Annotated in this window: 27 protein-coding genes; 16 read left to right on the top strand and 11 right to left on the bottom strand. The window is 60.0% G+C overall.

Annotation, left to right across the window (positions count from 1 at the left end; translation table 11 throughout):
• Position 1 precedes the first annotated feature (1 nt).
• Both EEB13_RS15540 and EEB13_RS15535 read right to left on the bottom strand, forming a co-directional pair.
• Positions 2-955: a M56 family metallopeptidase gene (locus EEB13_RS15540; RefSeq protein WP_033232051.1), complete on the bottom strand. Its 954-nt coding sequence runs from the start codon at positions 953-955 to the stop codon at positions 2-4.
• A gap of 44 nt (positions 956-999) precedes the next feature.
• A complete protein-coding gene (locus EEB13_RS15535) occupies positions 1000-1395 on the bottom strand; it encodes a BlaI/MecI/CopY family transcriptional regulator (protein WP_033232050.1) in 396 nt (131 codons plus the stop codon).
• Between the two features lie 165 nt (positions 1396-1560).
• Here EEB13_RS15535 and EEB13_RS15530 point away from each other — a divergent pair, with 165 nt between their 5' ends.
• Complete coding sequence (locus tag EEB13_RS15530) at positions 1561-4134, top strand: rhomboid family intramembrane serine protease (protein WP_141485736.1); 2574 nt, start codon at positions 1561-1563, stop codon at positions 4132-4134.
• Positions 4135-4144: 10 nt separating this feature from the next.
• Here the strand turns inward: EEB13_RS15530 and EEB13_RS15525 are convergent, their stop codons facing one another.
• The 3 genes from EEB13_RS15525 to EEB13_RS15515 are packed head-to-tail and all read right to left on the bottom strand — an operon-like array spanning position 4145 to position 7562.
• Positions 4145-4999 carry an ABC transporter ATP-binding protein gene (locus tag EEB13_RS15525; RefSeq protein WP_045067741.1) on the bottom strand — a complete coding sequence of 285 codons (855 nt, stop codon included), beginning with the start codon at positions 4997-4999 and terminating at the stop codon, positions 4145-4147.
• Positions 4996-6099 (bottom strand): FecCD family ABC transporter permease, encoded by a 1104-nt coding sequence (locus tag EEB13_RS15520; protein WP_141486181.1) that lies wholly within the window; start codon positions 6097-6099, stop codon positions 4996-4998. Before EEB13_RS15520 ends, EEB13_RS15525 begins: the two co-directional genes overlap by 4 nt.
• Before the next feature lie 2 nt (positions 6100-6101).
• Positions 6102-7562: an iron chelate uptake ABC transporter family permease subunit gene (locus EEB13_RS15515; RefSeq protein WP_072782575.1), complete on the bottom strand. Its 1461-nt coding sequence runs from the start codon at positions 7560-7562 to the stop codon at positions 6102-6104.
• Positions 7563-7770: 208 nt separating this feature from the next.
• On the opposite strand from EEB13_RS15515, the gene EEB13_RS15510 reads away from it, so the two are divergent.
• Positions 7771-8526, top strand: a complete 756-nt coding sequence (locus EEB13_RS15510; protein WP_242484429.1) for a hypothetical protein — start codon at positions 7771-7773, stop codon at positions 8524-8526.
• Between the two features lie 259 nt (positions 8527-8785).
• Positions 8786-9214, top strand: coding sequence for a PaaI family thioesterase (locus EEB13_RS15505; protein WP_033232047.1), 429 nt, complete (start codon positions 8786-8788; stop codon positions 9212-9214).
• Positions 9215-9290: 76 nt separating this feature from the next.
• On the opposite strand, the gene EEB13_RS15500 is transcribed toward EEB13_RS15505, so the two are convergent.
• Positions 9291-10682 (bottom strand): NAD(P)/FAD-dependent oxidoreductase, encoded by a 1392-nt coding sequence (locus EEB13_RS15500; protein ID WP_141485735.1) that lies wholly within the window; start codon positions 10680-10682, stop codon positions 9291-9293.
• Positions 10683-11846: 1164 nt separating this feature from the next.
• Entirely contained in the window at positions 11847-12047 is a 201-nt protein-coding gene (locus EEB13_RS15495) for a hypothetical protein (RefSeq protein ID WP_204368989.1), read from the bottom strand.
• 116 nt (positions 12048-12163) lie between these two features.
• Between EEB13_RS15495 and EEB13_RS15490 the strand changes: the two genes are divergently transcribed.
• The 10 genes from EEB13_RS15490 to EEB13_RS15445 all read left to right on the top strand — a co-directional run bounded on the left by EEB13_RS15490 (position 12164) and on the right by EEB13_RS15445 (position 20510).
• The gene (locus tag EEB13_RS15490; RefSeq protein ID WP_141485734.1) at positions 12164-14230 is read left to right on the top strand and encodes a glycosyltransferase family 2 protein; all 2067 of its coding nucleotides are present in this window, start codon (positions 12164-12166) and stop codon (positions 14228-14230) included.
• A gap of 28 nt (positions 14231-14258) precedes the next feature.
• The gene (locus tag EEB13_RS15485; protein WP_033232043.1) at positions 14259-14531 is read left to right on the top strand and encodes a PqqD family protein; all 273 of its coding nucleotides are present in this window, start codon (positions 14259-14261) and stop codon (positions 14529-14531) included.
• An 8-nt stretch (positions 14532-14539) separates the two neighbouring features.
• Complete coding sequence (locus EEB13_RS15480) at positions 14540-15415, top strand: hypothetical protein (protein WP_261984562.1); 876 nt, start codon at positions 14540-14542, stop codon at positions 15413-15415.
• Entirely contained in the window at positions 15394-16530 is a 1137-nt protein-coding gene (locus tag EEB13_RS15475; protein ID WP_141485733.1) for a nucleotidyltransferase family protein, read from the top strand. The genes EEB13_RS15480 and EEB13_RS15475 overlap by 22 nt, the downstream gene beginning before the upstream one ends.
• Before the next feature lie 152 nt (positions 16531-16682).
• Positions 16683-16883 (top strand): hypothetical protein, encoded by a 201-nt coding sequence (locus EEB13_RS15470; RefSeq protein WP_045067746.1) that lies wholly within the window; start codon positions 16683-16685, stop codon positions 16881-16883.
• 184 nt (positions 16884-17067) lie between these two features.
• On the top strand, positions 17068-17469 hold the full coding sequence (locus EEB13_RS15465) for a hypothetical protein (RefSeq protein ID WP_141485732.1): 402 nt from the start codon (positions 17068-17070) through the stop codon (positions 17467-17469).
• A gap of 153 nt (positions 17470-17622) precedes the next feature.
• Complete coding sequence (locus tag EEB13_RS15460) at positions 17623-18000, top strand: helix-turn-helix domain-containing protein (protein WP_261984561.1); 378 nt, start codon at positions 17623-17625, stop codon at positions 17998-18000.
• Position 18001: 1 nt separating this feature from the next.
• Complete coding sequence (locus EEB13_RS15455) at positions 18002-18553, top strand: PIN domain-containing protein (RefSeq protein ID WP_141485730.1); 552 nt, start codon at positions 18002-18004, stop codon at positions 18551-18553.
• A 165-nt stretch (positions 18554-18718) separates the two neighbouring features.
• The gene (locus EEB13_RS15450; RefSeq protein ID WP_222839814.1) at positions 18719-19477 is read left to right on the top strand and encodes an ArsR/SmtB family transcription factor; all 759 of its coding nucleotides are present in this window, start codon (positions 18719-18721) and stop codon (positions 19475-19477) included.
• A gap of 496 nt (positions 19478-19973) precedes the next feature.
• On the top strand, positions 19974-20510 hold the full coding sequence (locus EEB13_RS15445; protein WP_141485728.1) for a nitroreductase family deazaflavin-dependent oxidoreductase: 537 nt from the start codon (positions 19974-19976) through the stop codon (positions 20508-20510).
• Positions 20511-20531: 21 nt separating this feature from the next.
• Here the strand turns inward: EEB13_RS15445 and EEB13_RS15440 are convergent, their stop codons facing one another.
• Complete coding sequence (locus EEB13_RS15440; protein WP_141485727.1) at positions 20532-21410, bottom strand: alpha/beta fold hydrolase; 879 nt, start codon at positions 21408-21410, stop codon at positions 20532-20534.
• A 117-nt stretch (positions 21411-21527) separates the two neighbouring features.
• Here EEB13_RS15440 and EEB13_RS15435 point away from each other — a divergent pair, with 117 nt between their 5' ends.
• Positions 21528-21971, top strand: a complete 444-nt coding sequence (locus EEB13_RS15435) for a MarR family winged helix-turn-helix transcriptional regulator (protein ID WP_033232226.1) — start codon at positions 21528-21530, stop codon at positions 21969-21971.
• On the opposite strand, the gene EEB13_RS15430 is transcribed toward EEB13_RS15435, so the two are convergent.
• Complete coding sequence (locus EEB13_RS15430; RefSeq protein ID WP_141485726.1) at positions 21968-22990, bottom strand: hypothetical protein; 1023 nt, start codon at positions 22988-22990, stop codon at positions 21968-21970. The two genes, EEB13_RS15435 and EEB13_RS15430, sit on opposite strands and share 4 nt — an antisense overlap.
• 310 nt (positions 22991-23300) lie before the next feature.
• Between EEB13_RS15430 and EEB13_RS15425 the strand changes: the two genes are divergently transcribed.
• Together EEB13_RS15425 and EEB13_RS15420 are read left to right on the top strand one after the other, a co-directional pair.
• Entirely contained in the window at positions 23301-23669 is a 369-nt protein-coding gene (locus EEB13_RS15425) for a hypothetical protein (RefSeq protein ID WP_181317501.1), read from the top strand.
• Between the two features lie 468 nt (positions 23670-24137).
• Entirely contained in the window at positions 24138-25199 is a 1062-nt protein-coding gene (locus EEB13_RS15420) for a sensor domain-containing diguanylate cyclase (protein ID WP_141485725.1), read from the top strand.
• Between the two features lie 19 nt (positions 25200-25218).
• On the opposite strand, the gene EEB13_RS15415 is transcribed toward EEB13_RS15420, so the two are convergent.
• Positions 25219-25662, bottom strand: coding sequence for a DUF5709 domain-containing protein (locus tag EEB13_RS15415; RefSeq protein ID WP_033232036.1), 444 nt, complete (start codon positions 25660-25662; stop codon positions 25219-25221).
• A gap of 48 nt (positions 25663-25710) precedes the next feature.
• Positions 25711-26901 carry a lipase family protein gene (locus EEB13_RS15410; RefSeq protein ID WP_051730332.1) on the bottom strand — a complete coding sequence of 397 codons (1191 nt, stop codon included), beginning with the start codon at positions 26899-26901 and terminating at the stop codon, positions 25711-25713.
• Positions 26902-26921 lie beyond the last annotated feature (20 nt).

The following is a 26921-nucleotide window of genomic DNA, read 5'->3' as shown; positions in this document are numbered from 1 at the left end:
CTTAGTACGCGTTGAGAAGTAAGCGAAGTTCGGTGAGCCACGGCACTGCGACGGCGACCGTGGGGACAACCAGAATCGTGATGGCGGCAAGGTAGGCACATACCGCAACACGGGGATCGGCAGCGTCTGTCGAGAGTCGCTGGACGCGGATCAACGTCGACGGACCGCCGGCTGCCATGGCGCCACGCGGTGCGGTCGAACCTGCACACGCGACCAGTGCCCGGGCTAGGGGAGTCGGGCCCGTGACGCGAACCGCGGAATCATCGGCCAGCAATTCGACCAGCAATTGGACGGATCCGAGGGCGGACTTGCTACGAACGAACCGGGGGAACGCATGGTTGACCGCGGTGAATGCTTCGAGAACCAGATCGTGACGCGCGCGCAGGTGTGAACGCTCGTGCGTGAGAATTGCCTTGACCTCGGCATGATCGAGGTTTTGCAACGTTCCTTGGCTCAGGACCACCCGCTGACGTATTCCGGGCAGGCAGTACGCGATGGGTTCTTCGACATCGAGAACGCGCAGGTCCGGGGTGCGCTCCACCGCGGCGGGCATGGCGCAGTCGTCGAGTAGATCCACGAGGATGCGGTGGCGTGCGCGTCGCCGCCGAGTTCGTACACCCACTTGCAGGATCGAAAAAATCAGTTTCGCGCCGATGAGCAAGGTGAGCGCAAATACCACGACGTACAGAATCCACAGTGGCAAACCAAGAGCGTCGATCTCAGCGGTCGGCGCAGTGGTCGGTCGTCCGTCCGGTCCTGGAACCAGGAGCTGACTGGCAATGGCCAAGCCCGAGCTGAAAGCTGACAACACCGCGGCAAGCGCGATGGCCTGCCACAGGACGAGAGCCGCACGCGGCGCCCGGTACGGCCACGTGGAGCGGCTCAGGAGTGCTGGTACCGGACCCGCTAGCAACAACGCGAGGATTCCGAAAACCAGTGCAGTGGTGGCGTTCATGACCTAGTCATCATGCACGAAGAAATCAGTTAGGCCTAGAAAATCTACGGCCGCACATCTTTTTTCGCGGATTCGCGCACCTCGAGAGCGGCAAGTGCTTCGCGCAGAGCGTCAGCCTCGTCGGCATTGACCTGGCCGACGAAGTGAACCAGGGCTGCCGCTCGACCGTCTGACTCCGGCGCTTGAGCCAGAGCGTCGACCATCAGGCTCGCGACCAACTCTTCACGCTTGTTCACCGGGAGGTAGCGATGTGCGCGATCGTCACGTTGCTGAATCACCAGGTGCTTCTTCGCGAGTCGTTGCAGGACGGTCATGACCGTCGTGTACGCCAGTTCGCGATGTGTTGCGAGTGCTTCATGTACCTGTCGCACAGTTTGGGGTTCGGTTGTAGACCACAAATGATCCATGACCGCGCGTTCGAGTTCACCTAGACCTGCCATTCTTCGATTCTACGGACTTCCACGACGAAATACGTACTACTGGTAGTAGTAAGGGCGGATCAATCAGTGTGGTATTGGACATAGTGAGCTGTAGGACAGATAACGTGGATGGAGACCGTGGCCACGTCAGAGCAGAGTCGATCAGTAGAAAGTAGTCGCGCGCAGATGAAGATCGACAGTTCCTCGGAGTCCACGCCTCTCTCGACCCGACTGTCGGCGTACGGGGGTAAAGCCCGGGAGCTTGTTCGTTTCGGAATTCGGGATGCCCCGATGACGACGTCGATCGTGGTCATCACGTGGGTTCTGGGTGCGGCGACGGGAAGCCTTGTGCATGGGCCGTCGAGATCGCTGGCTCACCAGATTGCCGTCGGAATGGGTTCGCTGCAACACGGGCGACTATGGACACCACTGACATCAGCGCTGTGGGAGGGGAACCTTCTGCGGTACATCGGCGCGACCGTGCTGTTGCTCGTTGTCGCCGCACCCCTCGAACGACGCATGGGCACGGTGAAACTCGCGATCGCGGCGGTCACAACGCAGATACTGGGCGTGATCCTCGGGCTGGGGTGGGCGTCGCTTGCCAAGGTAGTCGACGCCAGCTGGGGGTTTCGCCTCCACTCGGGAGCCGCGGTGGGCGCCAGCGCCTGGGTCGTGGGGGCTCTGATGGTCGCCACCGCGAACATGGGAACGCTGTGGCGTCGACGCATCCGCGTGGGCGTTCTCGCTCTCACCATCACGCTCGCGTTGTTCAGTGGGCAACTCCAGGACGTCATCCGCCTCTTTGCCGGTGTCGTCGGATTGGTGATCGGTGCGTGGATCGTCGGTAGGTCAGCGCGCGGTGACCGGATCGTCGGGACTCAGCGGGAAGGCCGCGTGCTGGTGGCCATAGTTGTCGCGGCGAGTGCGATCGGGCCGATGATCGCGGCACTCTCCCCGGAGGCAGTGGGACCCTTGGCTGTTCTCCGCGATCTGTTCCGCGGTGTTCCCTGGACAGTGGCCGAGGTCCGCGACCTGTGTGCCGAGTCGTCGACCGACCCGGATTGCCGACGCGGGTTGTTGGAACTGCGCTTGTCCGGGATCGGGCCGACGTTGCTCTCGCTCATGCCCTCGATCTTCGTGCTCGTGCTCAGCGACGGTTTGCGGCGCGGTCGGCGCTTCGCCTGGATCGCCACCGTGTGCGCGCAGGTGATCCTGTTGATTCTCTCGATCGGGAATTTCGTCATCCGGTTCGTCGACGCAGCAGACAGCGAGAGCTTGTTCTACGGCATCGGTGACCCCAACGTGTATCGGACGTTGGTGCCGTTCCTCACCCCACTGTTCGTCCTGATCATGTTGATCCTCACGCGGCGATATTTCGACGTGTCCGCTCCGGCCGGAACCTATCGGAAACTGGCAGTGTCACTCTTAGCGCTACTCGCCGGTCTGATCGTGGTGTATGTGGGCGGGGGAATGGTTGCGCGCCACGGGTTCGACCGCGAACCGAGCGTCGCGTTACTTCTGGCTGATTTTCCGCAACGGTTGGTGCCGCCTGTCTATCTGCAACTGGTTGATCCGCGGCTTCTGCCTGTCGACATCGAAGCGACTCTGTTGTTCGAATGGACAGGAGTGGTGTTCTGGGTGGCCGCATCGATTCTCGTGTTCGTGACGTTCCGCAAACCCGTCGACACACTTGATCCGCGGGACGCCGCGCGCGCCCGAGCGATGCTGATCGCCGGAACCGGAAGCCCGCTGTCGTGGATGACGACGTGGACGGGAAATACCTTCTGGTTTTCGTCGGACGGCTCGAGTTACGTTGCCTACCGCGTTATTTCCGGGGTGGCTCTTACTACCGGTGACCCGGTGGGGCCACCCGGTCACCTGCGAGACACCATCAGCGAGTTTGCAGAATTCGCCACGGAAAACGGCTGGATCCCGTGCTTCTACTCGGTCACCGACGACGTTCGAGCGATTACGGATTCGATGGGGTGGAGCGGCCTGCAGGTTGCCGAGGAAACGATTCTCGATCTGGGCGAGATCGCGTTCACCGGTAAACGATTCCAGGACATTCGAACGGCGTTGAACCGGGCGAAGAAGTCCGGCATCACGGCCGAATGGATCAACTATCCGCACGCCGCGATCGCCGTCAAGGATCAGATTGTCGCGATTTCCGAGGAATGGGTCGCAGACAAGGGAATGCCGGAAATGGGCTTCACGCTCGGCGGACTCAATGAAATCGACGACGACAACGTGCGATGCCTGATCGCGATCGACGAGGAACGCACGGTCCACGGTGTCACATCATGGCTGCCCGTGTACCGGGACGGCCGAATCGTGGGCTGGACTCTCGACTTCATGCGGCGCCGTTCCGAGGGTTTCAGGCCGACCATGGAGTTCCTGATCGCGTCGGCTGCCCTGAGCTTGGAATCCGAGGGAGTCGAATTCCTGAGTCTCTCGGGTGCTCCGCTGGCGAAGGTCGCAACGGATGACGGCTCGGATTCGGTTGAGCTGGAAGCGATGACATTGTCCGGCGTGATGGACAACGTGCTCGAATTCTTGGGGCGCACCCTCGAACCCGTGTACGGTTTCCGCTCGCTGCTGGCCTTCAAATCGAAGTTCCAGCCGCGATATGTGCCCATGCACATGGTGTTCGCCGATCCTGCCGCGCTGCCGAGTATCGGCAACGCAGTAGGGCGGGCGTACCTGCCTACCGTGTCGCTCGGTCAGGGAGTGAAGTTGGTGCGGACGATTATCGGTCGATGAGCGAATGCCGTCAGGAAGGCTGTGCGGCCGGCCCGCCGACGGTACCGAAAACATGTCGAGTTCCGATGGGCACGATCAGCGGGCGATCCGAGACCGGGTCGTCGATGACAGCGGCTTCGAGACCGAACACCTCGAGGAGCAGTTCCGCAGAGATGATGTCTTTCGGAACTCCCGAGGCGACGATGGCGCCGTCCCGCATCACGATCAAATGGTCGCTGTAGCGCACCGCAAGATTGAGATCGTGCAGGATCATGACCACAGTGCGGCCCATCTCCTCGTGCAATTGATCAACGAGGTCGAGAACCTCCATGGAGTGCGCAAGATCCAGGTAGGTCGTTGGCTCGTCGAGCAGAAGGATATCTGTGCCCTGTGCCAGCGCCATCGAGATCCACGCCCGCTGCCGCTGACCGCCGGACAGCTGATCGACCGGACGATCTGCAAGATCTGATACCCCGGTCAACTCGAGCGCCTGAGCTACTTCGCCTTCGTCGTCTGCCGACCATTGACGGATCCACGACTGGTGGGGATGGCGGCCACGCGCAACCAGATCGGCGACGGTCAACCCTTCGGGAGCGACTGGAGTTTGCGGCAACATGCCAAGGACTCGTGCGACGTCCTTGGTCTTCATCGAGCTGATTGCCTTGCCGTCCAACACAACCGACCCACTCTTGGGCTTGAGTAGTCGTCCCAGAGCGCGCAAGAGCGTCGACTTACCGCAGCCGTTCGGTCCGATGACCGTCGTGATCACGCCGGTCGGGATTTCGAGATCAAGACCGTCGACGATGATGCGATCCCCGTAACCCAGGGTGAGATCCTTTGCGACGAGACGTGCGGGGGCGTCGACGGACTGGGACAACGTGGTCATGCTGTGACCTTCCGATTGTTACGAACCAAGAGGTAGAGCAGGAACGGTCCGCCGAGCGCTGATGTCACGATGCCGACCGGCAATTCGACGGGAAGAACCGTGCGGGCGATCACGTCACTGCCGACAACAAGCACAGCGCCGGTGAGCGCGGACGCGACGATCGGGGGGCCGGCAGATCGAACCAAACGCATCGCTACCTGCGGAGCAGCCAGGGCGACAAAGCCGACAGGCCCGGCGGCGGCGGTGGCGATCGCAGCCAATGCGACGGACGAGAGCAGGAGCTTGGCCTGTGACGACTGAAGGCGCACGCCCAGTGACGTCGCGTTGTCCTCGCCCAATCGCAGTGCGCCCATGGTGAACGACGCGATCACGGCGTATCCACCGACAACTACCACCGCGACGGCAACCGGCCACATCTGGTTCCAGGTCGCTCCGTTCAGCGAGCCGTTCAGCCATACCTGCGCCCGGGACGCATCGTTGATATCGGCTGAAATCAGGAGCCACCCGGTAGTTGCCACTAACATCGCGTTAACGCCGATGCCGATCAGGATCAGACGGAATCCTTCGACGCCTTTGCGCCACGCCAGCGTGTAGATGACCACGGCGGTCAGTAGCCCGCCCGCCAGCGCTGCCAGCGGAATGCCGAGTGTCGCAAGCAGACCCACAAACGATCCGCCACCACCGAGAACGATCAGTGCGACAGCGGCGGCGCTGGAACCGGCGGTGATACCCAGGATGTCCGGACTGGCGAGTGAATTGCGGGCGATGGTCTGCGTGATCGCGCCGGCGATACCGAGTGCCATACCGATGAACAAAGCTGTCAGTGACCGGGGCAAGCGGAGATCGAAGACGATGAGGTTCTGGGTTTTTGTGCCGCCGCCGAACAGAACTGAAATCACGTCGGGGATGGAGATCGGGTAGTCGCCGCGTCCGACGCTCAGGCAGATCAGCACGAACAGTGCGGCAGTCAGTGCAACGCACACCGACACCGCCAGCGGGCGATACACCAGCGAGAACGAACCGACACGAATCGCTTTGCGGGAGGGAACAGTTCGGGGGAGCACGCCAGGTTCACCCCGGAGAACCTTGCCTTGTGTGATGGTCACAGACTTGCCAACTTCCTGCGCCGTACGAGAGCGATGAAGAACGGCGCACCGAAGATCGCCAGAATGATTCCGACCTGAAGTTCACCCGGACGGACGACAACGCGTCCGATGATGTCGGCGGTGATCAACATGATCGCGCCGAGCAGACCCGCGTACGGGACGAGCCAACGGTAATCAGGGCCGGTGATGGCCCGGGCAACGTGTGGCACGACGAGGCCGATGAAGGCGATAGGTCCGCAGGCAGCGGTGGCGGCGCCGGTCAGCAAGGTGATCGCGACAATGCCGAGAGTGCGACTGAAGACAATGTTGGTTCCGAGCGCTTTGGCTACGTCGTCGCCGAGACTGAGGACGTTGAGTCCTGGCGTGCTCGCGAGAGCAATGACGAGACCGACGACCAGGAAGGGAAGCACCTGCCACAACACGTCGAATCCGCGTCCGGACACCGAGCCGACCACCCAGAATCGGTACGCGTCGAGGCTTGCCTGGTCGAGGATGATCACCGCATTGGTCATGGCCTGGAGGAAGAACGCGACAGCGGCCCCGGCGAGAGCCAGGCTGAGCGGACTGGAACCTCCGTTGCCGATGGATGACAAGCCGAATACGACAACACTCGCGATGAACGAACCAGCGAATGCAAACCACATGTACTGACTCGGTGCGGTGAACCCGAACAGGTAGATCGACATGACAACCAAGAACGCAGCGCCGGCATTGAGGCCGAGGAGGCCGGCGTCGGCAAGGGGATTTCGGGTGTGCCCCTGAATGAGTGCACCGACGATTCCCAGCGCGATGCCGACAACCAAGCCCAGGATTGTTCGCGGCGCGCGCAGAGTTCGCACGATGATGTCGGTCTGCGACCCGTCGGAGTTGAAGATTGCATGGAAGATCTCGGCAAAAGTGAGCGGACGCGCTCCGACCGCGATGCTGGCAAGCATGACCAACACCAGAAGGACGGTCAGAACTGCAAGACCGATGAGACGACGCCTGCGGGTGGCTGATACCGAGTTGTCGCGCTCGAGTTCGGCGAACCCCTCGTCGCGAGCGGTGCTTTCGCGGACAACGTCGATTCCGGATCGGTTGATCGGGCGCAAGAGTGCGCGTCTGACGCCAATGGGCTGCTTGGTCTGTGCATCCCGGGTGATCAGGCCGACCCAACCTTTTCCGGACGTTCGTCCATTCGTGCCCTCACGGAATCCGAAGTTCCAGATGAGAAGCCCGATAGCGATGGCGATTGCTGTCCCGCCGAACACTGCGCGATCAGCTTCACCGCCGCCGTTGTCGTCCTGCAAGGACTGGACTATGTACCAGCCGATCACGAGAGGGAGCGCGATGATTGCGACGTCGAACAGTCCGGCAAGGATGCGCAATCGGACGGGCGCCGGTCCTCGGGGTACGACACGTCGTCCGTAGTTCTCGCTGGGCCCGCGCGGATGTTCGCTCCCGGGCGTGTCGGTCATGGTCACTGGTGGATCGAACTCCTGGTCTTGGCTCGCAGGGATGTCAGATCTTAGGTTACGGAACCCTATCCCCGGGAACCTCGCGCGGGTTGGTTTCCGGACCGAATATGCGTGCCGAGGCTCACAGATCTTTACTCTTGAATTATGGTGAGGCTAACCTATGTTGAGTGTGTAAGACCCCTACGGCCGATTGGAGTGCATGGTGACCATGACCCTCACCACCGAGCATGTGCAGATTCGTGACTTGGATTTCCGGACTGACGCATTCAGCCGCACCTGCACACGCCTACGGGGGCTCAACCCCGATTACCCGCGCGTGTATGCAGTTGCTGCCATGGCTGGTGAGGGCAAACGCCGATGGTGGAAACTGAGCACCGGTCTGCACAGTGAACGAGTCGAACAGCTGTATTTGCGATCTCTCCAGGATCTCGACAATCCGGAGGCCGCGGCAATCCAGGTTGCGACGTCCTTGATCCACGCCGTTGTCGGCAGGGTAACCGCTTCCATTGTGGCGGAGGGCTCGGCGTGGGATCCCGGTCTCGAGAACCTCTGGATACATATGGACAGCGACAGTGGTATCGACTGGGCAGGCGTTGTTGACGAAACGCTGCGCGTGGCGCCGGGCGGTACCGAGTACGGCCGGGATGGCGTTGTCGGCATGCCCTGTGAGGAAGCGCTTTTCGTCTGGACCGCGCACAGGTGCCTTGGAGCCCTGCATGCAGTGCTCGCCGCTGTGTCTCGTTGCGCGCCGATAGATCCCTATCGATTCTGGGGTTTGGTCGGCGAAGCCATCCTGGGAGCAACTGCGTACGTCCCGATTCTCGCGGGTGGCGGCGAAACGGCAGCGCAGCGCCGAGGTCAGGGACTGCTCGACGCATTTGTCGGCGCCGGAGTGCCGGTGCGGTCTCGTCGGAAGATCGCAGCGCGCCCCCGTTGGAATCAATTTGACGAAACGCTTGCTTAATTAGGTAAACCTTGCCTATGATTGAGCAATGCAAAGCGGGGAGAACAACCCGCCGAGTTCAAGAAACTGCCGGACCGCGCCGGAGTCCTGAGGGCTGCAGAGACTCCCGGTCCTTCCCATGGCGGGTTCCGCATCGTCACGATGCGGAACCCGCCTGTTCGTCTTTACGGACCTGAATCGTCGCTCGAGTTACGGCTGGTGTAGGCAAGTAGTCAGCGGCCGCCGCACCGGCGCCACGGGAAACACAGATGGAGAAGGCATGTCCGACACAGCTGACATCGCAGACATGAAGAGCTTGCTGGGAACCGGTTTCGACGCCACCATCGGGCTGGAATACACCGACGTGACACCAGATCGAGTTCGCGCTCAGTGGACGGTCAAGCCGACGCTTCACCAGCCGGCCGGTATCCAGCACGGCGGCGTGTACTGCTCCGTAGTGGAATCATTGGCCAGCATCGGCGGCACGGTGTGGCTGGGGGAGCGCGGACACGTTGTCGGCGTCAACAACAACACCGATTTCCTGCGCGCGACACGCGAAGGGACGCTGACCGCGGAGGCCAACCCGATTCATCGCGGTCGTACATCCCAGTTGTGGGAGGTGCGCATTACCGATGAGCAAGGTCGACTGGTGTCCAAGGGGCAGGTACGCCTTGCGAACATCACGGACACCTCAGCGATCGGCAACTGACGACGGCGAGGCCTGAGAAACAACAAACGGCGGTGGAATCAGATTCCACCGCCGTTTTCCGTGTCAATCGAGAGGCTCAGCCGGCAGCCTGTTGAGGTTTGCCTTTTCCGCTCTCGACCGCCGCCTTGGATTTGTTGTGTTTCTCCAACTCGCCCATGGCATTTCGCGCGAACACCTGCTGCTCGGTCGACGCCATCTGAGCACGGCCACGGCCGAAGAACGTCACCGTCCACGACAGGATCGTGGACACACGTGAGCGGAAACCGACCAGATACAACAGGTGGATGGCCAACCACGCCACCCAGCCGATGAAACCGCTGATCTCGAGCTTGCCCACCTTTGCCACCGCGCTGAATCGCGAAATGGTGGCCATACTTCCCTTGTCGAAGTACTTGAACGGAACGCGAGTAGTGGGTGCCTGTCCGTCGATCTCGGCTTTGATCTGCTTGGCAGCGTACTTGCCGCCCTGCATCGCAACCTGCGCCAAGCCCGGCAATTTGTCCAGCGACATCATGTCGCCGACAACAAACACGTTGGGATGACCCGGCAGCGACAGATCCGGGTTGACCATGACCCGACCGGCGCGGTCTGTCTCGCCGCCGCTCTGCTCTGCCAGCTGCTTGCCGAGAGGGCTCGCCTGAACACCGGCCGACCACACTTTGCACTGCGACTCGATGCGGCGCAGTGTGCCGTCCTTCTCCTTGATGATCAGTCCGTCGTTGTCGACGTCAGTGACCATGGCATCCAACTGAATCTCGACACCGAGGCCCTCGAGCGTTTCTGCGGCCTTGCGGCTCAGCTTGCCGCCGTAGACCGGAAGCACAGCGGGCGCACCGTCAAGGAGAACTACCCGAGCCTCACGGGGATCGATCTTCCGGAACGCGCCATCGAGGGTGCGACGCGACAATTCCGCGATCTGACCCGCGAGCTCAACACCCGTTGGGCCTGCGCCGACAACAACAAACGTGAGCAGGCGTGCGCGCTCGGCGGGATCGTCCGACAGTTCGGCCTGCTCGAACGCGCCGAGAATGCGACCGCGCAACTCGAGCGCGTCATCGATTGTTTTCATACCTGGCGCGAATTCGGCAAAGTGATCGTTTCCGAAGTACGACTGTCCGGCGCCCGCAGCGACGATCAAACTGTCGAACGGCGTCACGGTAACCCGTTCCAACAGCCGTGAAGTTACGGTCTTCTTCTCCAAGTCGATCGTCTCGACCTCACCGAGCAGTACCTGCGCATTTTTCTGCTTGCGGAGTACTAATCGGGTTGCCGGCGCGATATCGCCGACGGACAGAATTCCCGTGGCTACCTGGTAGAGAAGGGGTTGGAAAAGATGATGGGTGGTGCGCGCAATCATCGTGATTTCGGCATCGGCTTTTTTGAGAGCCTGTGTGCCGAACAATCCACCGAAGCCGGAACCGATCACCACGACGCGGTGGCGGTGCGATTCAACCGACTGGATGCTCATTCCGTGCTCCTCGAGTTGTAGACGACGGTTCTACGGTAGTCCCACCTACGCTGAGGTTCTCTGCGAGTCCGCAAGATGTCCGACTCTTCCGGAATCGATCAAGTGAAGTGTCCCCAGCGTCCTACTTGCCGCATCGGACAAGTAGGAACGGCTGGATGATCGCGCCGAGCGCGAGAGCGCCGGTTTACTGCCGAATCGACAGGATGAACAGGGCGATACAACCGCCTACGAAAACCAAGATCGACAACGCGACAGACGCGTACCCGACGCCCACACCAATTGCTGCCAAGTCCATGTGTTGACCCTCTCCTTTTAATGCCAAAAGTTGGCTCGCTCACATCACGGTACTGATGTGCCGTGGATTCGTCGGCATAACCCCGTCGTGGCGCGCCGGAGCGCACTGTGAATTACGGGTTCCGGCTACGGTCCGATTGGAAGCGCGGATCGCGACGGGCCAGCTATCGTATTGGTCGTTCAGTTATCGCTGATGGTTTGCCGTCGGCGTTGCCGAAAGTATGCAGTCCTCACAGATGTGCCGTGGCGGTCCGGTGTACCGAACGCATGATTCTTGTCGCGACGCGGTAAGCGCTTCGACTGTTCGGCCGAGGTGACGCCCCTCTTGGTCCACAGGTGGAACGGCATCCTGCCTGAAACAGAGTATCTACAAGGGTGATTCGCGATCATGAGAATCTGCCCGAACGTCCAATCGGCGTCCAGGGAATCCCCATTTACAGAATCGGACAATTACGACATAGGGAGAAATGAGGATTGGTTCGGTAATCGAACGAAACCCGCAGAGGGATTAGAAAAGATTGCTGAATTCGACCAAAATCAGCGTTTTGGGTCGGTTTGTTCGCTATATGGATGCTAGCTTTGTCGCAAACAGGTCGATTGAGCGTGAATGAATGGATTCGGGAGGACACCCGTGGGTGGCGATGCTTTTCAGACTGTTCCGGTAGATCGACGGAGATTTGTGAAAACTGTGCTTGCAGCTTCTGCGGTCACAGTTCCGGTAGTGACGTCCATCAGCCTGGGTGGTGCCGCACCGGCATTTGCATCGGGAGACACACCGAACTTGTCGGGTCTGCCGAATCGTGGTCAGCAAGGACAGAACGGCCAAGGCGGTCAAGGCAGCCAGCCGGGTCAGGGCGACAGCGGATCCGGTCAGCCCGGCAGTTCCGGGTCTTCGGGATCTTCGGGTAGCTCTGGTTCTTCGGGGTCATCAGGTTCGTCAGGTAGTTCCGGATCTTCCGGCTCATCGGGATCCAGTTCGGGTAGCTCGGGATCGTCGGGGAGTTCCTCGGGTTCGGGAGGCACAACAACCACCACGGTGCCGACGGAACCCACCATCCCGGCGGGACCCACCAACCCCACCGAGCCAACAGCTCCGACTGACCCGACCGAACCTACAATCCCGACAGTACCCACAAATCCCACCGAGCCGACCTGATCCTTGTCGATTACGAGGGGCTACCCACACGATGAGTGAGTTCGATGCCGCGCTGCACCGCGCTCTGAAAAAACTTCAGAGCGCGGGCACCGTGAAGGTGAAGGAGACACCGCCTCACGGGAATCCAGTGGATCTGACGATTGCCATTGCGACGTATGACGATTTCGATGGCGCGTATTTCACTATCCACTCGATATTGACTCACCATCGTGAAGTCCTCGATCGAGTCGAGTTCGTGTTGTTGGACAATTTCCCCGAGGGGTTGCCGGCACCGATGCTCGAATCCTTCGCGAAGTACGTGGACCGGTTCCGGTATATACCGTTCACCGAGGTACGTTCGACTGCCGTTCGGGATGTGCTATTCCGCAAGGCAACTGGAAAGTACGTCTTAGTGCTCGATTCCCACGTGATCCTGTCTCCTGGGTCATTGGAGTCGCTGCTGGACTACTTCGACGCGCATCCGGAAACAGATGATCTGATCCAGGGCCCGATGCTGTCGCAGGACTCGTCACACATCGCGGCCACACACATGGAGCCGGTCTGGCGGCGAGGGATGTTCGGCGCCTGGGGTGTCGATCCGCGGGCGAAGGAAAACCCCGACGTTCCATTCGAGATCCCCATGCAAGGTTTGGGGTCGTTTGCGTGTCGACGTGAGGCGTGGCCCGGACTGAACTCGCACTTCACCGGGTTCGGTGGTGAAGAGGGCTATATTCACGAAAAATTCCGGATCAACGGCGGGAAAGTGGTGTGCTTGCCGTCATTCGGCTGGTTGCACCGATTCGAACGCCCGGCCGGGGTGCCGTATCGCATCAACTGGGACGATCGGATTCACAATTACCTACTCGGTTGGCAGGAGATCGGTTGGGATGTCGAGTCGGTACACCGTCAGTTCTCCAAACATCTGGGTAACTCGTACCCGAGCATTCGTGAGCGCGCCGAGCGGAGCGTGCAGAAGCCCGAGCTGATCTTCGGTGGTCTGCTCGTCCTGAGTGACGATCGCCGCGTCGCGCCATGGCGGTCGTGCCTAGCCGAGGCCGAGTCGGTCGATGTGGCAGTGCACCGAGTGGTGCCCGCGGAAGACACCGAGGATCCGTGGCGACCGGCGGGTGCGTTTGTCGCAGGAATCGACAAGGCGATTCTGTTGGGCTGGAAGTCCGTGGTCTTCCTGTCGGAACACAACGTCATCGACGGTGCGCTGCCCTACAAACTTCGAAACGTCATGATCGATCTCGCCGAAGACGTCAATTGTGCAGTCATTCACGGGGCCGAAAACGACGTGTCCGGAGCGGTGTTGATCGTGCGCAGTAGTGCCTACGAGCGTTTGCGTGACCGACTGTCCGACGGCGTCACGATGGGTGAGGGTGAGTTCTCCCTGCCGGTTTGGCTCGTCTCTGAGGGGGCGAGCACTGTAAGGCTGAAACAGGATCTGGCACGCAGCCGGGCAACCTCCGGCGATGATTCGGTGGCCACCATGGGAGTGGCCCTGGTAAATCTCGATACGGACCGCGAAAGCTGGTCGCACTCGTGGCGGAAGTTCAATCGACTCGCGAACATCGCTGGGGTAGAGAGAATTTCGGCGTACGAGGACCGCGCGAACCCGGCAATCGGATTTGCGGTCTCCTGGCGTCGTGCCATCACACGGGCAGCAGAGAAAGAATGGGGTTCGGTCCTCGTCGCGGCCGACAATCTCGATCTGCTCGATGTGTCGTCGTCGATACTCGACTCAGCACGCAGTGAACTCGACAATCTCGAGTGGGACGTGGTGCATCTCGGCCATGATCCGAAGTCACACGACGGAACCCTTTTTGGTGATTCGTCATTGATTCGAGTCAGCGCGGAAAACCGCGGGGTGCATGCGGTACTTGTGAATTCTCGTGCGTACGAGACGCTACTTGTCGCCATTCCCGATCCTGAATCGCAATCCGCCGAGTTTGCGCAGTGGGCTGGTCGATATCGTTCCCTCGCTGAGTTTGTAGTGGATGCCGGCGCGTCAGGCATGCTGACCTGCCTGTCGTTGTCGCCAGGTATCGCCACCAACCGGACCTTGCTCCGTTCAGGCGCACTCGAATCCGAATACTCACGACGCTTCACACTCTGATTGCACAACACATCCACGGGAGGCTCCCTTGACCGAATTGCTCGTAGACACCCGGCCGCAGCGCGCACACAGCGTGGAAAGCAATGATCTCGCCGACGGAGTTGTTCTCTACGACAGCTCCAGCGAGGTAGCACATCACCTCAATCCCGTTGCGACCTTGGTCTGGGAACTGTGCGACGGGCGGACTGTCGGCGACATAGTCGACGCTGTCGCCGAAGTCCTCGAAATCCCCACTGCTGAAGCGCAATCCGTGGTCGTTGAAACTTACGGACAGCTGAACACGTCACGGTTGTTGGTGTGAGGTCCTAGGTGACAGCTGGCGGTGCGGAGAACATCCGTTCGCAGTACCTATGGGTCGACGCACACGTCACGGGCACCGCGGTTCCCGAAGTTCGCGTCGTCGAACACAAGGTTGCCAGCCCGTGGTCTGCGAACCACCGGGTAGACGCGCACGTTGTGCCCAGCGAATCGGTGCCAGGGCGATGGGATGCGACCATCCGCTCCACAATCGATGCGACCCGTGAAAACCTGGTCGGACTCGACGGTCTGCAGGCCGCCGAGAGTATCTATCGCACCGTGCACCGCGATGTCATGACCGCGGCTCGCATCGACCAGTGGACGCGGTTGCACGCTGCTCTGGTGGATTGTGGCGGCGTGCGGGTGGCGATTGCCGGGCACTCGGGGGCAGGGAAGACCACGCTTTCGTTGGCGCTCGCCCTGCGGGGCGCACAGCTTCACGCGGACGAGGGCGTCTTCATCCGAGGTGAAGAAGCTGTCGGTCTACCGCGCCGCGTCCACGTCAAGGCGGGCACGTTCGACGTATTGCCGGAGATCAGCAGCTGCGAGCTGCTGCATCTGCCGTATGAACCCCCGGTGTGGGCACTTGACCCGACATCATTGCCAACGCCACCTGACGTTATGGCCGGGTTGCGGGGGATCGATGTGCTGTTGATCCTCGAGGGGTGGAGCGACACGACGCGTGTTGAGCCAGTGCCCACCGCCGTAGCTTTGCAATCGTTGGCCGAACAATCCGCACTGTGGTCAGACAATCACCGGCTGACGCTCCGAAACATCGCAGCGCTGTTGTCGAATACGGCGTGCTTCAGTTTGACCCGCCAGCACCTGGATTCCGGGATCGCGGCCGTCGAGGAATTGGTGGCGTCGTGCGTGACACGCAGTATCTGATCGCGATGCTCGACGCCGAGGACGGCGCTGAGGTCATCCGTTCATGTAGTGATGACGACTGGCCGCGTCTTATCGACGTTGCCGCGCGGCACAAGGCGCTACCGCTACTCGCCGCTGCCGCTGTCGACGCTGAGTTCGCCTCGATTCTGTCTCCGAGTTTTGCAACGATGCTGGCAACATCGACCGCCGACGTATCCAGCCCACAATTGACACTGAGCCTGGTGCATCATCGCAATACGCTGCGAATCGCCGATCTGGAATCTCAGCGGGCTGAACTTCAGGAGATGCTGCGAGACAAGGGGTTTCCCACGGTTGCACTCAAAGGCGCGGCGTTACTCGAACGCAACATCTGGCCCAATCCCGCGGCGCGGCGGATGACCGACATAGATCTGCTTGTCGTGGACCTTGCTCACGCGGTCCCCGCCAACGACGCGATCATCGACCACGGATACCGCATGGTGCGCTCCGACGAGGTGTCCGCAGATTCCATCGATCACGACGACCATCAGGAACCAGCGCTGCTTCGAGACGATCGACATGGTTCCGTCGAAATCCACTCACACCTTCTGCCGCGCTTTGCCCGACACGCGCTCACCCGAGAGCGTGCGGTGCAGAACATCGTGTCGTCGGCCGGCGCGAAACTCGCGCTTGACGATGTGGCCCTGCACGTTATCTCCCATGCCCGCCTTGCCGACCGGGCATTGGTACGCGCTGATCTAGCGCTGAACAGTATTTTCGACGTCGGATATCTACTTGCTCATGATCCGTCGATCGGCCACGCATTGGTGAACCGCCCGATGGCACGCGACGTTCGCCGGGCCGTGAACGTGCAGTTGGCAGCCGTGGAATCAGTCTTCGACACAAGCGTTGTCGGCGTAACTGCGTCGGCACGTCTGTGGTGGCGATGGACGCTGTGGTTGGCGGATCACCCGCGCATGCACTCGCTCTACCGGGATCTGGTCATGGTTCCGCTGTTCCTCGATCGTGATCGACTCTCGATCAGGGCAGGACAGGAGCTGCGCGGAATTTCGCTGGCACGCGCCCGACTGACGTATTTCACCCGCCGCGCGCGGACCGCACTCGGTGACGCGCAGCGCACCTCCGCGCATGCTTAGGGAAGTTCTCTACTTGCTTTCTCAGCTTTCTCGTTGATCATGTACGGCAGCTCCGCTGGACCTGCGTTCAGAAGGACTCGAAACCGACCGCCTTTGAGTTACTGGTGGGTGCGCCGGTAACGGACAGAGGACTGCCGCGCGATACCCCAGGTATGACACGAGCGCGGGTTCTGACTGTCGTCGCCACTGTTGTCCTGGCACTGTTCCTCGGCGGTGGGTTCGCTGCCGCCTCGCCGGGTGGACCGGACCCGTACTGGTGGATGGGTCCGCAGGTCCGGCCGTGGCTCGAGCCGATCTTCGTCGGTCTGGCCAACTGGTTCTTCAACCTGCCGCTGGTGCCGTACCTGTCGTAGCCGTCACGGCGCTCCCATCGCCACCTGATGCGTGCAGCAGCTTCGCATTCAGTGGCGGAACACTTCGTGTTGAACTACCCCGCTATGAGGTGAATGTCCGTTATCTTCCTCGGTAATGGTTGCAATCTCGTGGCTGCTCCGCCTCGCGTGCACGGAAGCTGTCACCACGAAAAGGAGTACATCCGTGAATGGTATCGAAACGCCCGCTCGTTGGTCCCGGACCACCTCGGTGCTTGGAGCCGGCGCACTTGCTGTCGCGATCACCCTCGGCAGTGCAGTTGGTACCGCGTCAGCAGATAGTCCGGTCACCGACTTCGGCAGCGTCTCGTTTTCGGTGACCAACACTGCCGACAACACCATCTACGACATCAACGCCGTCCTCAACCTACCTGCGGGCAGCCTCCCGATAGGGATGATGATCCCGCCGATCGGTGCGCGCGCCTCGGCCCCTCAAGCGGTTAACGACTCCTTTGGCGACTCCTTTGTGGGCACCTCGTTGGACTTCGTTCTGGGTTTCGTTCTGGCTGCGGGTAATTTCTCCTTAACGCCCAGCAACTTCGGATCACCTGGGAGTTCAGGGTGGTGAGCCAGTCCCGACTCACGAATGGGGCCGGTCACCCTTAAGAAGACCCCCTCTCGACGTCAGCCGAGGATATGGAAGATCAGTCGACCACCGGGGCCTCGAGGTGTCGATGGTTCCAGTGTCATCGAGCAGGAACAGGCGCGTCAGGCGTTGCAGGTGCTGCGCGGTGTCGAACCCGACGTGGGGGAGACGCTTGAACTCAAGGTTGCGGGCACTGCGGAGTCGCTACATTTGCCACGTGCAGCATTCGAGTTGATCCGGGATGTGTTGGCGAATATGGCTGCCGGGCAAGGTGTCACGGTCGTCCCGGCGCATGCCGAGTTGACCACGCAGCAGGCCGCCGAGATGCTCAATGTCTCTCGTCCACATGTGATCAAGCTGCTCGACGAACGACAGATCGAGTATCGGTTGGTCGGGCGTCATCGCCGGATCCTCGCATCGTCGCTGATTGCCTATCGGCGGTCTCAGCTTGGCGCCGCGCGCAGTGCCGCCGACGAGTTGGCAGCTCACACGGAAGAGCTCGGGCTGTACTGACGTGACCTTCACCGTGTTGTACGACGCAAACGTGTTGTACCCCAATGTTCTACGAGATGTGTTGATACGGCTCGCGCAGACCGGGCTTGTTCATGCCCGTTGGACAGACCGCATTCTCGACGAAGCTTTCGGGAACTTGGCGCAGGACCGTCCGGACATCCCGATCGCGAAACTGGACAAGTTGCGTGAGTTGATGAATGTCGCGGTTCCGGACTGTCTGATCACTGGTTACGAAAAACTCATCCCCGCCCTGACGCTGCCTGATGTCAATGATCGGCATGTGTTTGCCGCAGTGATCCGAGCGGGAGCCCAGGTCATTGTCACCGCGAATCTGCGGGACTTTCCGGAATCCGAACTCGCCCAATTCGGCGTCGAGGCCAAGCATCCGGACGAGTTCGTGATGGATTTGTTCCACCTCGACGGGGTGCGGGTTCATCAGGCGGTCAGTGCGACTGCAGCGGGATGGCGAAATCCTCCGGGGACGCCAGCGGATGTGTGCGACCGTCTTGTGGCAGCGGGTCTTCCGATTTCGGCAGCAGCGCTGCGGCGCTGAACAGAAGCTTCGGTTGCTACCTCCACGCTAGTGCTCAAGCCTTCGACGGTCGGCCTCGATTTGGCCTTGTTGTTTGCCGAAATTCGAACTGATTGGTTTGTTGTACAAGGCTAGACATGCAGTCATTTGCCTGCATATCATGTGTCCATGGCGTCATCTACCGACCTGGTTTTCAAAGCACTGGCTGATCCAACGCGCAGGTTCCTTCTCGACTGCCTGCGCGAAGACAATGGTCAGACGCTGGGGGAGTTATGTGAGCGCGTGACGATGACACGTCAGTCTGCAACCCAACACCTGGCCGTGCTCGAGGCGGCAAATCTGGTGAGCCACGTGCGCCATGGTCGAGAGAAGCGTCATTATCTCAATCCTGTTCCACTCGAGGAGATTCGCGAACGATGGATTGACACTTTCGAACACTCGCGACTTCAGGCGCTGAGTGCAATCAAACGACATGCGGAGGCAGAAATGACCGTCAAGCCCACCTACAAATACGTCACCTACATCGAGAGCACACCGGAAGCGGTGTGGCGAGCACTCACCGACGCTGACCTCACGGCGGCGTATTGGGGGCACCAGAACGTCTCCGACTGGAATGTCGGATCCTCGTGGGAGCACCGCCGCGCCGATGGTTCCGGTATCGCTGATGTCGTGGGCACTGTCATCGACAGTGAAGCGCCGAGCCGGCTGGTTACATCATGGGCGTCTCCTGACAATCCCAGCGAGGACACTATCTCCCGGGTGACGTACACAATCGAACCGTACGGCTCGATTGTTCGCCTCACCGTCGTGCATGAAAACCTTGCCGACGAGGAAGCGCATAGCAGCATTTCCCGGGGCTGGCCGGCAGTTCTCTCCAACCTCAAGTCCCTGCTCGAGACGGGGCACGTTCTTCCTGACACACCGTGGGAGATGCCGGCCAACTGAAGGGTAGTCGGGCCGGTTCACGGGGAAGGGGAGGAACTCGTGGACCGGGCGCCGGCAAGCCTGGGGGAGTGATTGAGGTAGTGTCGTGCAGCGCTCAGGGGGGGAGTGGCAGTCGGCCCAATTCCGAGAAAACCCATGTGATAGTGCGGTTTTCGATCGCGGTTGGCTGATCGAACAGGACAGCTCGCTAAAAAACTGGCGTCTTGTCGTTGATCTCTTTATTCCGATTGCCTTATATCGGACGGTGACGGAACCACCTGATTTCCCGAATGTATGTGGTCAATAACGTGCACAACACCGCAACACAAGTCCACGCACACCTCACCAACCCACAAAAAGTCGGGCACAACGCACAGACAACCGGGGTGGACCTGTCACGATTTCGCATGTTTGACGAACCCTTGTGCGTAAACATCGGCTGCGATGGAATTGAGGAAGCTGGATCCGGGGGAGAGCGCGTCTAGCGGCGCGAATTATTCCTAACCGAGGAACGATTGTGGACAAGAATTACGACAATCCGAGCCACCCGGCAGATTCGTTTCCTGACGTCAGGTGGAGCCACGACAGGCCGATATTGCGTAAACCCGTCACCGTCTTCGCGTCGAGCAAGGTCGGATCGTGGCTCATTCGTACTGCAACACCGTTGGATCGGTGGATTTTGCAGCGCAGTAAGAGTCGGTACACGATCCTCGGGCCGCTCGGATTGCCACTTCTGCTGTTGACGACAGTCGGCCGAAAGACCGGGCAACCTCACACAACTCCGCTGACATACGTCCGCGAAAACGGTCAACTGTTTGTCGTGGGAAGCAACTTCGGGCAGGACCATCACCCGGCCTGGTCGAACAACCTGCTGGTCAACAGCCAGGCCACCGTCACAATCGGCGGCGTGGATGTACCGGTGGAAGCGACACCTCTGTTAGGCGCGGAGAAAGAGCGCACCTTCGAAAGTTTCGTTGCAATCGGCGAGGCCTATGCGAGATATCGAGATCGTACGGACCGCGATCTGCGAATCTTCTGTCTTGTTCCACGGTGAAAGAGCACAACCGCTGACCGCCTAGCGCCCAAGCGCAGAGCGGAGCGCGGCGTTCAGCTCTTCTGCTGGCACCATCGGAAGTGCGTGGTGTGTCGCCGAAGTGAGAATCAGAGTCTTCGAGTGGGGGAGCGATGCACGTATCGAAGCCGCAACTCGGCTGCTGTCATGAACTTTGCTTCGTCCCGCCAGGATGGCCGTGGTGTCGACGGAAAACCCCGCCAACTTCTTTCTGTCGGGGCGCTTCGGCACAATCGTCTTCGATTTTGGAAAGTGTGCTGCCCCAAGAGTGAGGAGTGACATCCAGTCCTCATCCAGCGATGCACCACCGGTTTCCCATTCGATGAACGTCCGTTCCCGTTTTTCGTTCGGGCGCAAAAGAATTGGTAGTGCATGCACCAGGTATTGCATCCTCATGCCGGCAAAGCAGGAATTGGGGTCGATCAATATGAGCCGACTCACTCTGTCGGGATTGTGTAGCGCGTAGGCCAACGCGATCATGGCACCGTACGAGTGGCCGATGACGCTGGGGGAGTCGAGGTCTAGCCCGTCTATGACTGTCTTCAGCCAGTCAAGCAGGTCATCGACAGTCTTCATCGATTTGCCGTGGGCGGTGCTGCGTCCGACATCTCCCATCAGATCCACTGCATAGACTCTGTTCTGTCCGCTGAGCGCAGTCACATTGCCAAACCACACGGTCGATGTTGCTCCACCTCCTGGTAGAAGAACGACCGGAGGGCCTGATTCAGGGCCGCATACATTGACATGAGTTGTGCCGTAATCGGATTCGATCTCAATAGAAGTTGTGTCGTCCGGCCAGGTGGACAGTACCGAATCGTAGGCAGCGTAGAAGGCCGCACCGCTATCTGTTGCCGCGAACTGATCGATCGATGATGCAGGCATTGAGAACTCCATCCTCATTTATCTCGATAGTCGAGATAATAGACAATGGAACTAATTGCGTCGAGCGGAGGAGTGGAAGTGACCGATACGAATAAGTCGACTACCAGCGGTCACGAGATGGTGCATCTACTGCGGGCGTTGGTCGTGCAGCTGGATCTGTTCGGTGCGAACTTCGCAGCGCAGCATCAACTTCACTCCACAGATGTCCGAGCGCTGATCAGCCTTCTTGACGCTGAACGCGCGGGACAACCAGCCACGCCGGGATGGCTGGGTCAGCAACTGGGTTTGAACTCCGCGTCGGTAACAGCATTGATCGACCGTATGGAACAACGCGGCCTGGTGGTTCGAGAACGAGACATGAGTGACCGTCGACGCGTGATCATCGATGTCACCGATAGCGCCAAGAATCTGGGGTGGTCGTTTTTCGGACCGCTGATCGGCCAGGCCACCGACGTCTTGGAATCCTTTTCGCCGACGCAATTGACGACGATAGGCGAGTTCTTGACGAAAATGAGTGCCGCGGTCGAGGTCACCCGAGGATCGCAGGCACCAGCCGATTAGACTGGCTCCCAGAGATTTTCGGAGTTCGGGCGCCAGGCGGTCATGTTGCCGTCGACGGTGATAAAACTGGTGTTCAGCCAGAATGTGGTATCGGGATTCCAGCCCGCAAGTACGGTGGCACCTGAGCGGGCGGACAGAGGAATCGTGATACCCGGAGTGGTGAGATACCCGATCATGCTCAGGTGAACTGCGTCGTAGTCGTTGACTACCTTGCTCCAATCCGGAATGAACCAGTCGTGATACTCGCCCGTGGTGTCGTACCAAACGGAACGACGCGATGCCGGTACAGCGAGGGGATAGGTGTCGACGAGGTGAGCCCAGTCCGCAGGACTCGAGATCTCGTACACCCGAGGTGTTCTGTCGATGCTCACCGGCCACACGTGAGCGAAACTCCATCCTGGGCTGTCCTCAACGAGCATCAACTCGATAGCTCCGAGGACGTCCCGGGCGCGAGTGGTGTCGTAAGCCCCGTTCGCGGCTGGGATCGACCACCATTCACCGCCGATCTGCCTGTCAGGATCCGCTTTCAGATACTCGACGAACGTCGCTTCATAGTCCAGCGTGTGCGCTCGCCACTGCTCCAGCCCGTCCTCGAACTGCCGGATGCACAGGGGCGTCACGTCTGGGTCATCGGTACGTTCGTATTTCTGAACCATTCGTTGGTTGACGAGGTCGACGGGCTCGGCCCACCACTGGGTATGCGGTGACGCCAGGACTGCATGCGCGATGGGTCGGAGAAGCTCGACAACCTGGGGGACAACCAACACGATGTCCTCTTCGTCCGGCGGCTGCCAGTAGCGTGCAAAATCCACGGCATAGGCGAACCGGTCGAGAATTTCGATTTCGGACAGTGCGGCAACGGCTCCGAAGTCCACGTTAGCGAGGACATCAACAACGTCGCCGAGTGTGGAGTGCAGACCGTAACGCGACGCCAACTCGTGCGTGCTGCAGGCATTTCCGATATTTGCGCAGAAGAACCGACCACGAGGCGAGCCCAGCATCATCGAGACCGTATCCATGTACCAAAGCTAGTCGCCTGTAGCCGCGTAGTCGTGCACTGAAGGTCCGGCGCGGCGTAGTTCACAACACGGTTAACTTTCATAACTTGTGCAGGGAGGGTCTGATGGTTGCCACACGGAAGCACAGTGCCGGTGGTTCCACCCCAAAAGCGCGGCGCGCACGCCTGCATCTGGTCGCAGATCTTGCCGAGGCTGAATGACTGCCGCTGCATGGTGAAATCCCTCGAGTCGCCGCAGCGGCCGATGTCTCCAGGTGGCGTTCTGTGGCAATGGGTTCGATCAGGACCAGGGGAGCCGTGGCAGTGGTGTCGTGTCCACCACCGCGGGGCGCTGGATCCGGATGGGCGCGCTCAGGGCGCAGAACCCAGAGCATCAACTCAAGGAATGGGCTCGCGCGATATTCGAAGATCAACCGGCCGGCGATTCCGTCAGCGGGATTCATTACCGAACGGCGTATGGCGACGGTGATGCGCTCGCGTTGTGGGATTGCAGTTCCTTCATCCGAATACGCCGCGATGCGCGCGGCAAGATCCTGGACCGTCCGCTGCAACATCCGTCGTTGCTGCGTCGACTCCAGGTCGAGATGTGGAAACGAGCGTGTCAGAACCGTCGTGCTCGATCTACGTCTGATCTACGGGGAAGGTCCTTCAGGTACTCAGATCCCTACTACTTGACATAATGTAGATTATCGGCAAATTACCGACCTGTGGATATGTGTCGGATGGCCTGAATAAATCCAATCTCTCGTAATGTCCGTCTGTGCCTATACGTACACGCATTCATCCCGTCGGCGTCCGCGCGCCCGCTGGCCGCGGCCCTGTGGAATCGGTCGCCGACCCGGATCTGCCGGCGCCGCCACGCCCCGTACCCACGGGCCCATGGCAACCAACGCCGTCTGGCCCAGACCTAGGCATACTGACGGGCCTGGGCGGGATTCCGGCTAGTGGTCGGCAGCTGCCAGGGTCCGCGTCCCCCAGCTCAATACGTCACTGTGACATATTGAGCTTTTCTGGTGGGTGATCAGAAAGCTCTAAGAAATTCGATAACCGACTAAACTTGTCAGCATGCCCGAATTTCCGCTCACGAGTTCGCGAGGCCTACGTCCTCAGTGAACCCCATACGTGAAGTGGTCGAACGCTGGCTTGCTATGCCTGACCAGTTTGATCGATTTACCCGTTTGCTTCGTGGCAACGGATTCCTCGAGGCCACACGAATACTTATCGGCCTCATGGTCTTTTCCATGGGAGTCACCGTTGTGGGAAAACGACTGGGAACGGCATCCGATCAAGTAAGCAGCATTCCGCTTGACATGATGATCGGTGTACTCGCGCTGATAGGCGGATTGGCATACCCGGTATTCACGACTACCAGAAACCGTTCGCTTCAATTTGTCATCGCGAGCGATGTGTCGATCGCCATTATCGTGCTCACCGAAGCGGATCTTGATCAGCGACTTCTCGGATCACTGGTGTTCGGGCTGATGGGCACGTATATCGCTTTCTTCCACAACATGCGTGCTCACCTGGTTCACCTGCTGTTTTCGATCACAATCGTCGTCGCAGCATGCTGCGGTGTTTTCACCGAAGAACCGACGACATTCTTCGATACCTTTGGGCGAATTCTCTTTGCGGTGAGCGTCATCAGCGTTGTTCCGTTCCTGACGCAGATTGCATTGATCCTTCTGAGTAACGACGCCCAAGGGTCGGAGCTCGATCCCCTGACAGATCTTCTCAATCGCCGCGGTCTTGCTCGTCGTACAGCGGAGCTGATTCGATCCAAGTCCGGCATCGGCCAGTCACTATTGGTGGTTGTCATCGACATCGACAATTTCAAGCAATTCAACGACACTTTCGGACATGATGTCGGTGATCGCGTCATCATTCGAACGGCAAATCGATTGACCGCGTGGGCGCGAGCAGATGCGGCAATTGCCAGAGTCGGCGGTGACGAATTCATCGTGGTTCAGATCATGCCGCTCTCTGATGTCGGTGATCTGATCTCGCGAATCCACCCCGCAATGAATACACCGATTGTCGAACCACGATCGACTACAAGTATCGGGATCGCGATCCACAATGGCAGTTGGCTGGATGCGGACGCCGAGGAAGCCGGAATCGACGCGCTTCATCGTCTCGCCGATTCCGCGATGTACGAGAGCAAACGACTGGGCGGAAATCACGTCCACACAATCGTGATGACGTCGCCGTAGCCGTCAACCCTCGAGCAACCTAGTCCTCGATGATATGAATCGCAGCTTCCTCCGCAGAGGCGGCCGCTCCATCAACACCGACGTCCTCGGCTACCAAGTTGCTTTCCTCGTCCTCGTATCGCCCTTCGTCCTCGGCAACAAGGCGTCCCGCACGGCGTGTGCCCACTTCACGGTCCGGTGGGAATTCCGCTTCGCGGACAGCGTCTTCCGCGTCACCTTGCTCGAATAACGGATCTCCCAGCTTGGCCGCAGGGTCGGGTTCTTCCTCGGCAAGACGCTCGTCGAGGGTCTCCCCCGTTTCCGAATCGCCGAGGGCATAGGGACGCTCAGGCGGCGAAATCCCTTCGTCGAGGATGTCGTCAACGCCTCGGTCGATCAGAGTGTCTTCTGGTTGCAGTTGGTCGTCTGGATCGAGGCTGTAGTTACCTTCGGCTGCTGCGCCGGTATCGTCCGCATCATTCATGACTTCACGATGCCACCGCGAGCGAGATTTGGCCACGGAACGCTCATGTCAGCAGTTACTCGGTGCCGGTCGGCCGGCAAATCGGTCTTGCAGATAGTCGACCGCGGCCGGCAGCCCGATGGCTCCCACGGTCAGGTGATCCAGATTGGGGCCCAACACGCTTTGGATGGTCGCGCCTGCTGCGCAGTATCGGGCCATGGTTGCCACGACGGAGTCGACCGGAATGAGATTGTCTGTGGCGCTGTGCCATTCGTATATCGGTGCCGTCGGAATTCCGGGATAGAGTTCCACGCTGTTGTCGTTCATGACGCTGATGGCGTCGGGGTTGTCCAGCATCGATGTCGACAGCGCTACGTCGAGGGCGCTTCGCCCGGCTCCGGTGATGAGGAGTTGGGTTGTGCAGGCGTTGGTCAAGTCTGTAGCCAGAGCATGTCCTAGACCGTTGAGTTGGCTGGTCAGTGGCAGTTCGGTCGGGTATTCGCGTTCGAGACCCAATGCGGCTGCAAATGCGAGACCGAATGCCGGGTGAGGATCGCGGCCTAGTGCGTTTGCCATCTTGGTGATGTTCATGGGTACACCGCCTTCGGCAACGCCGACGATGTTGATTTCAGGGGCATATGTCGGTGCAAGCGCTGCGGCCCACGCTGTTGCCATACCGCCGCCCGAGTATCCCGCGATTCCCACGGGACTGGATGTGAGCCCGAGTTCGGGCAACTTCTGCACAGCGCGGATTCCGTCGAGAGTGATCTGTCCGCCGAGGCGCGCAGCGCCGTACGCGCTGGTGGGACCCAGATGGTCAGGAAGCGCAACTGCCCAGCCGCGTTGAAGGGCGATGTTCAGTGCTATGGCTTCACGGTAGGTGCTCCTGGGGTCAGAGCTGTAGAGCGCTCGTGACGGTGCGCATTCAGTGCCCAGTGCGTTGACGATGTGTTGATACGACAACAGCGGGCCGTCTGGTGTGTGGTTGGGAGGGATTATGACGGTGGTGACCGCGACGATCGGATTGTTTGCCGAGTTCAGCGATCTGAAGTTCACCTGCCAGACTGCGGATCCTGGGAAGGTTAAGAGGTCAGGGGCTCGTCGGACGGAGATGGGTGTGCCGACGGGACCGGTTGCGGCTTCGGTTTGTGAGTAGAACGGATCTGGATCCAGAGAGGCCGGCGCAGCGGACGCTGTTATTGGTGTCGTGGAGAGCGCAAGCACTGTGAGCGCCGTCGCCAGCATCGGTCCAGCAAGCATCCGTCGAGTCCTGAATTTCA

This window comes from Rhodococcus sp. WS3, assembly GCF_003797085.1.
Classification (GTDB): domain Bacteria; phylum Actinomycetota; class Actinomycetes; order Mycobacteriales; family Mycobacteriaceae; genus Rhodococcus_F; species Rhodococcus_F globerula.
This window is presented reverse-complemented; position numbering and strand designations above follow the sequence as displayed.

Excerpts from the sequence above, each read along its gene's own strand:
- EEB13_RS15490 (WP_141485734.1), top strand. The coding sequence starts at position 12,164 with ATGAGTGAGTTCGATGCCGCGCTGCACCGCGCTCTGAAAAAACTTCAG.
- EEB13_RS15410 (WP_051730332.1), bottom strand. The coding sequence starts at position 26,901 with ATGCTTGCTGGACCGATGCTGGCGACGGCGCTCACAGTGCTTGCGCTC.
- EEB13_RS15420 (WP_141485725.1), top strand. The coding sequence starts at position 24,138 with ATGCCTGACCAGTTTGATCGATTTACCCGTTTGCTTCGTGGCAACGGA.
- EEB13_RS15415 (WP_033232036.1), bottom strand. The coding sequence starts at position 25,662 with ATGAATGATGCGGACGATACCGGCGCAGCAGCCGAAGGTAACTACAGC.
- EEB13_RS15435 (WP_033232226.1), top strand. The coding sequence starts at position 21,528 with ATGGTGCATCTACTGCGGGCGTTGGTCGTGCAGCTGGATCTGTTCGGT.
- EEB13_RS15440 (WP_141485727.1), bottom strand. The coding sequence starts at position 21,410 with ATGCCTGCATCATCGATCGATCAGTTCGCGGCAACAGATAGCGGTGCG.
- EEB13_RS15505 (WP_033232047.1), top strand. The coding sequence starts at position 8,786 with ATGTCCGACACAGCTGACATCGCAGACATGAAGAGCTTGCTGGGAACC.
- EEB13_RS15515 (WP_072782575.1), bottom strand. The coding sequence starts at position 7,562 with ATGACCGACACGCCCGGGAGCGAACATCCGCGCGGGCCCAGCGAGAAC.
- EEB13_RS15530 (WP_141485736.1), top strand. The coding sequence starts at position 1,561 with ATGAAGATCGACAGTTCCTCGGAGTCCACGCCTCTCTCGACCCGACTG.
- EEB13_RS15470 (WP_045067746.1), top strand. The coding sequence starts at position 16,683 with ATGACACGAGCGCGGGTTCTGACTGTCGTCGCCACTGTTGTCCTGGCA.
- EEB13_RS15510 (WP_242484429.1), top strand. The coding sequence starts at position 7,771 with ATGACCCTCACCACCGAGCATGTGCAGATTCGTGACTTGGATTTCCGG.
- EEB13_RS15430 (WP_141485726.1), bottom strand. The coding sequence starts at position 22,990 with ATGGATACGGTCTCGATGATGCTGGGCTCGCCTCGTGGTCGGTTCTTC.
- EEB13_RS15540 (WP_033232051.1), bottom strand. The coding sequence starts at position 955 with ATGAACGCCACCACTGCACTGGTTTTCGGAATCCTCGCGTTGTTGCTA.
- EEB13_RS15525 (WP_045067741.1), bottom strand. The coding sequence starts at position 4,999 with ATGACCACGTTGTCCCAGTCCGTCGACGCCCCCGCACGTCTCGTCGCA.
- EEB13_RS15500 (WP_141485735.1), bottom strand. The coding sequence starts at position 10,682 with ATGAGCATCCAGTCGGTTGAATCGCACCGCCACCGCGTCGTGGTGATC.
- EEB13_RS15535 (WP_033232050.1), bottom strand. The coding sequence starts at position 1,395 with ATGGCAGGTCTAGGTGAACTCGAACGCGCGGTCATGGATCATTTGTGG.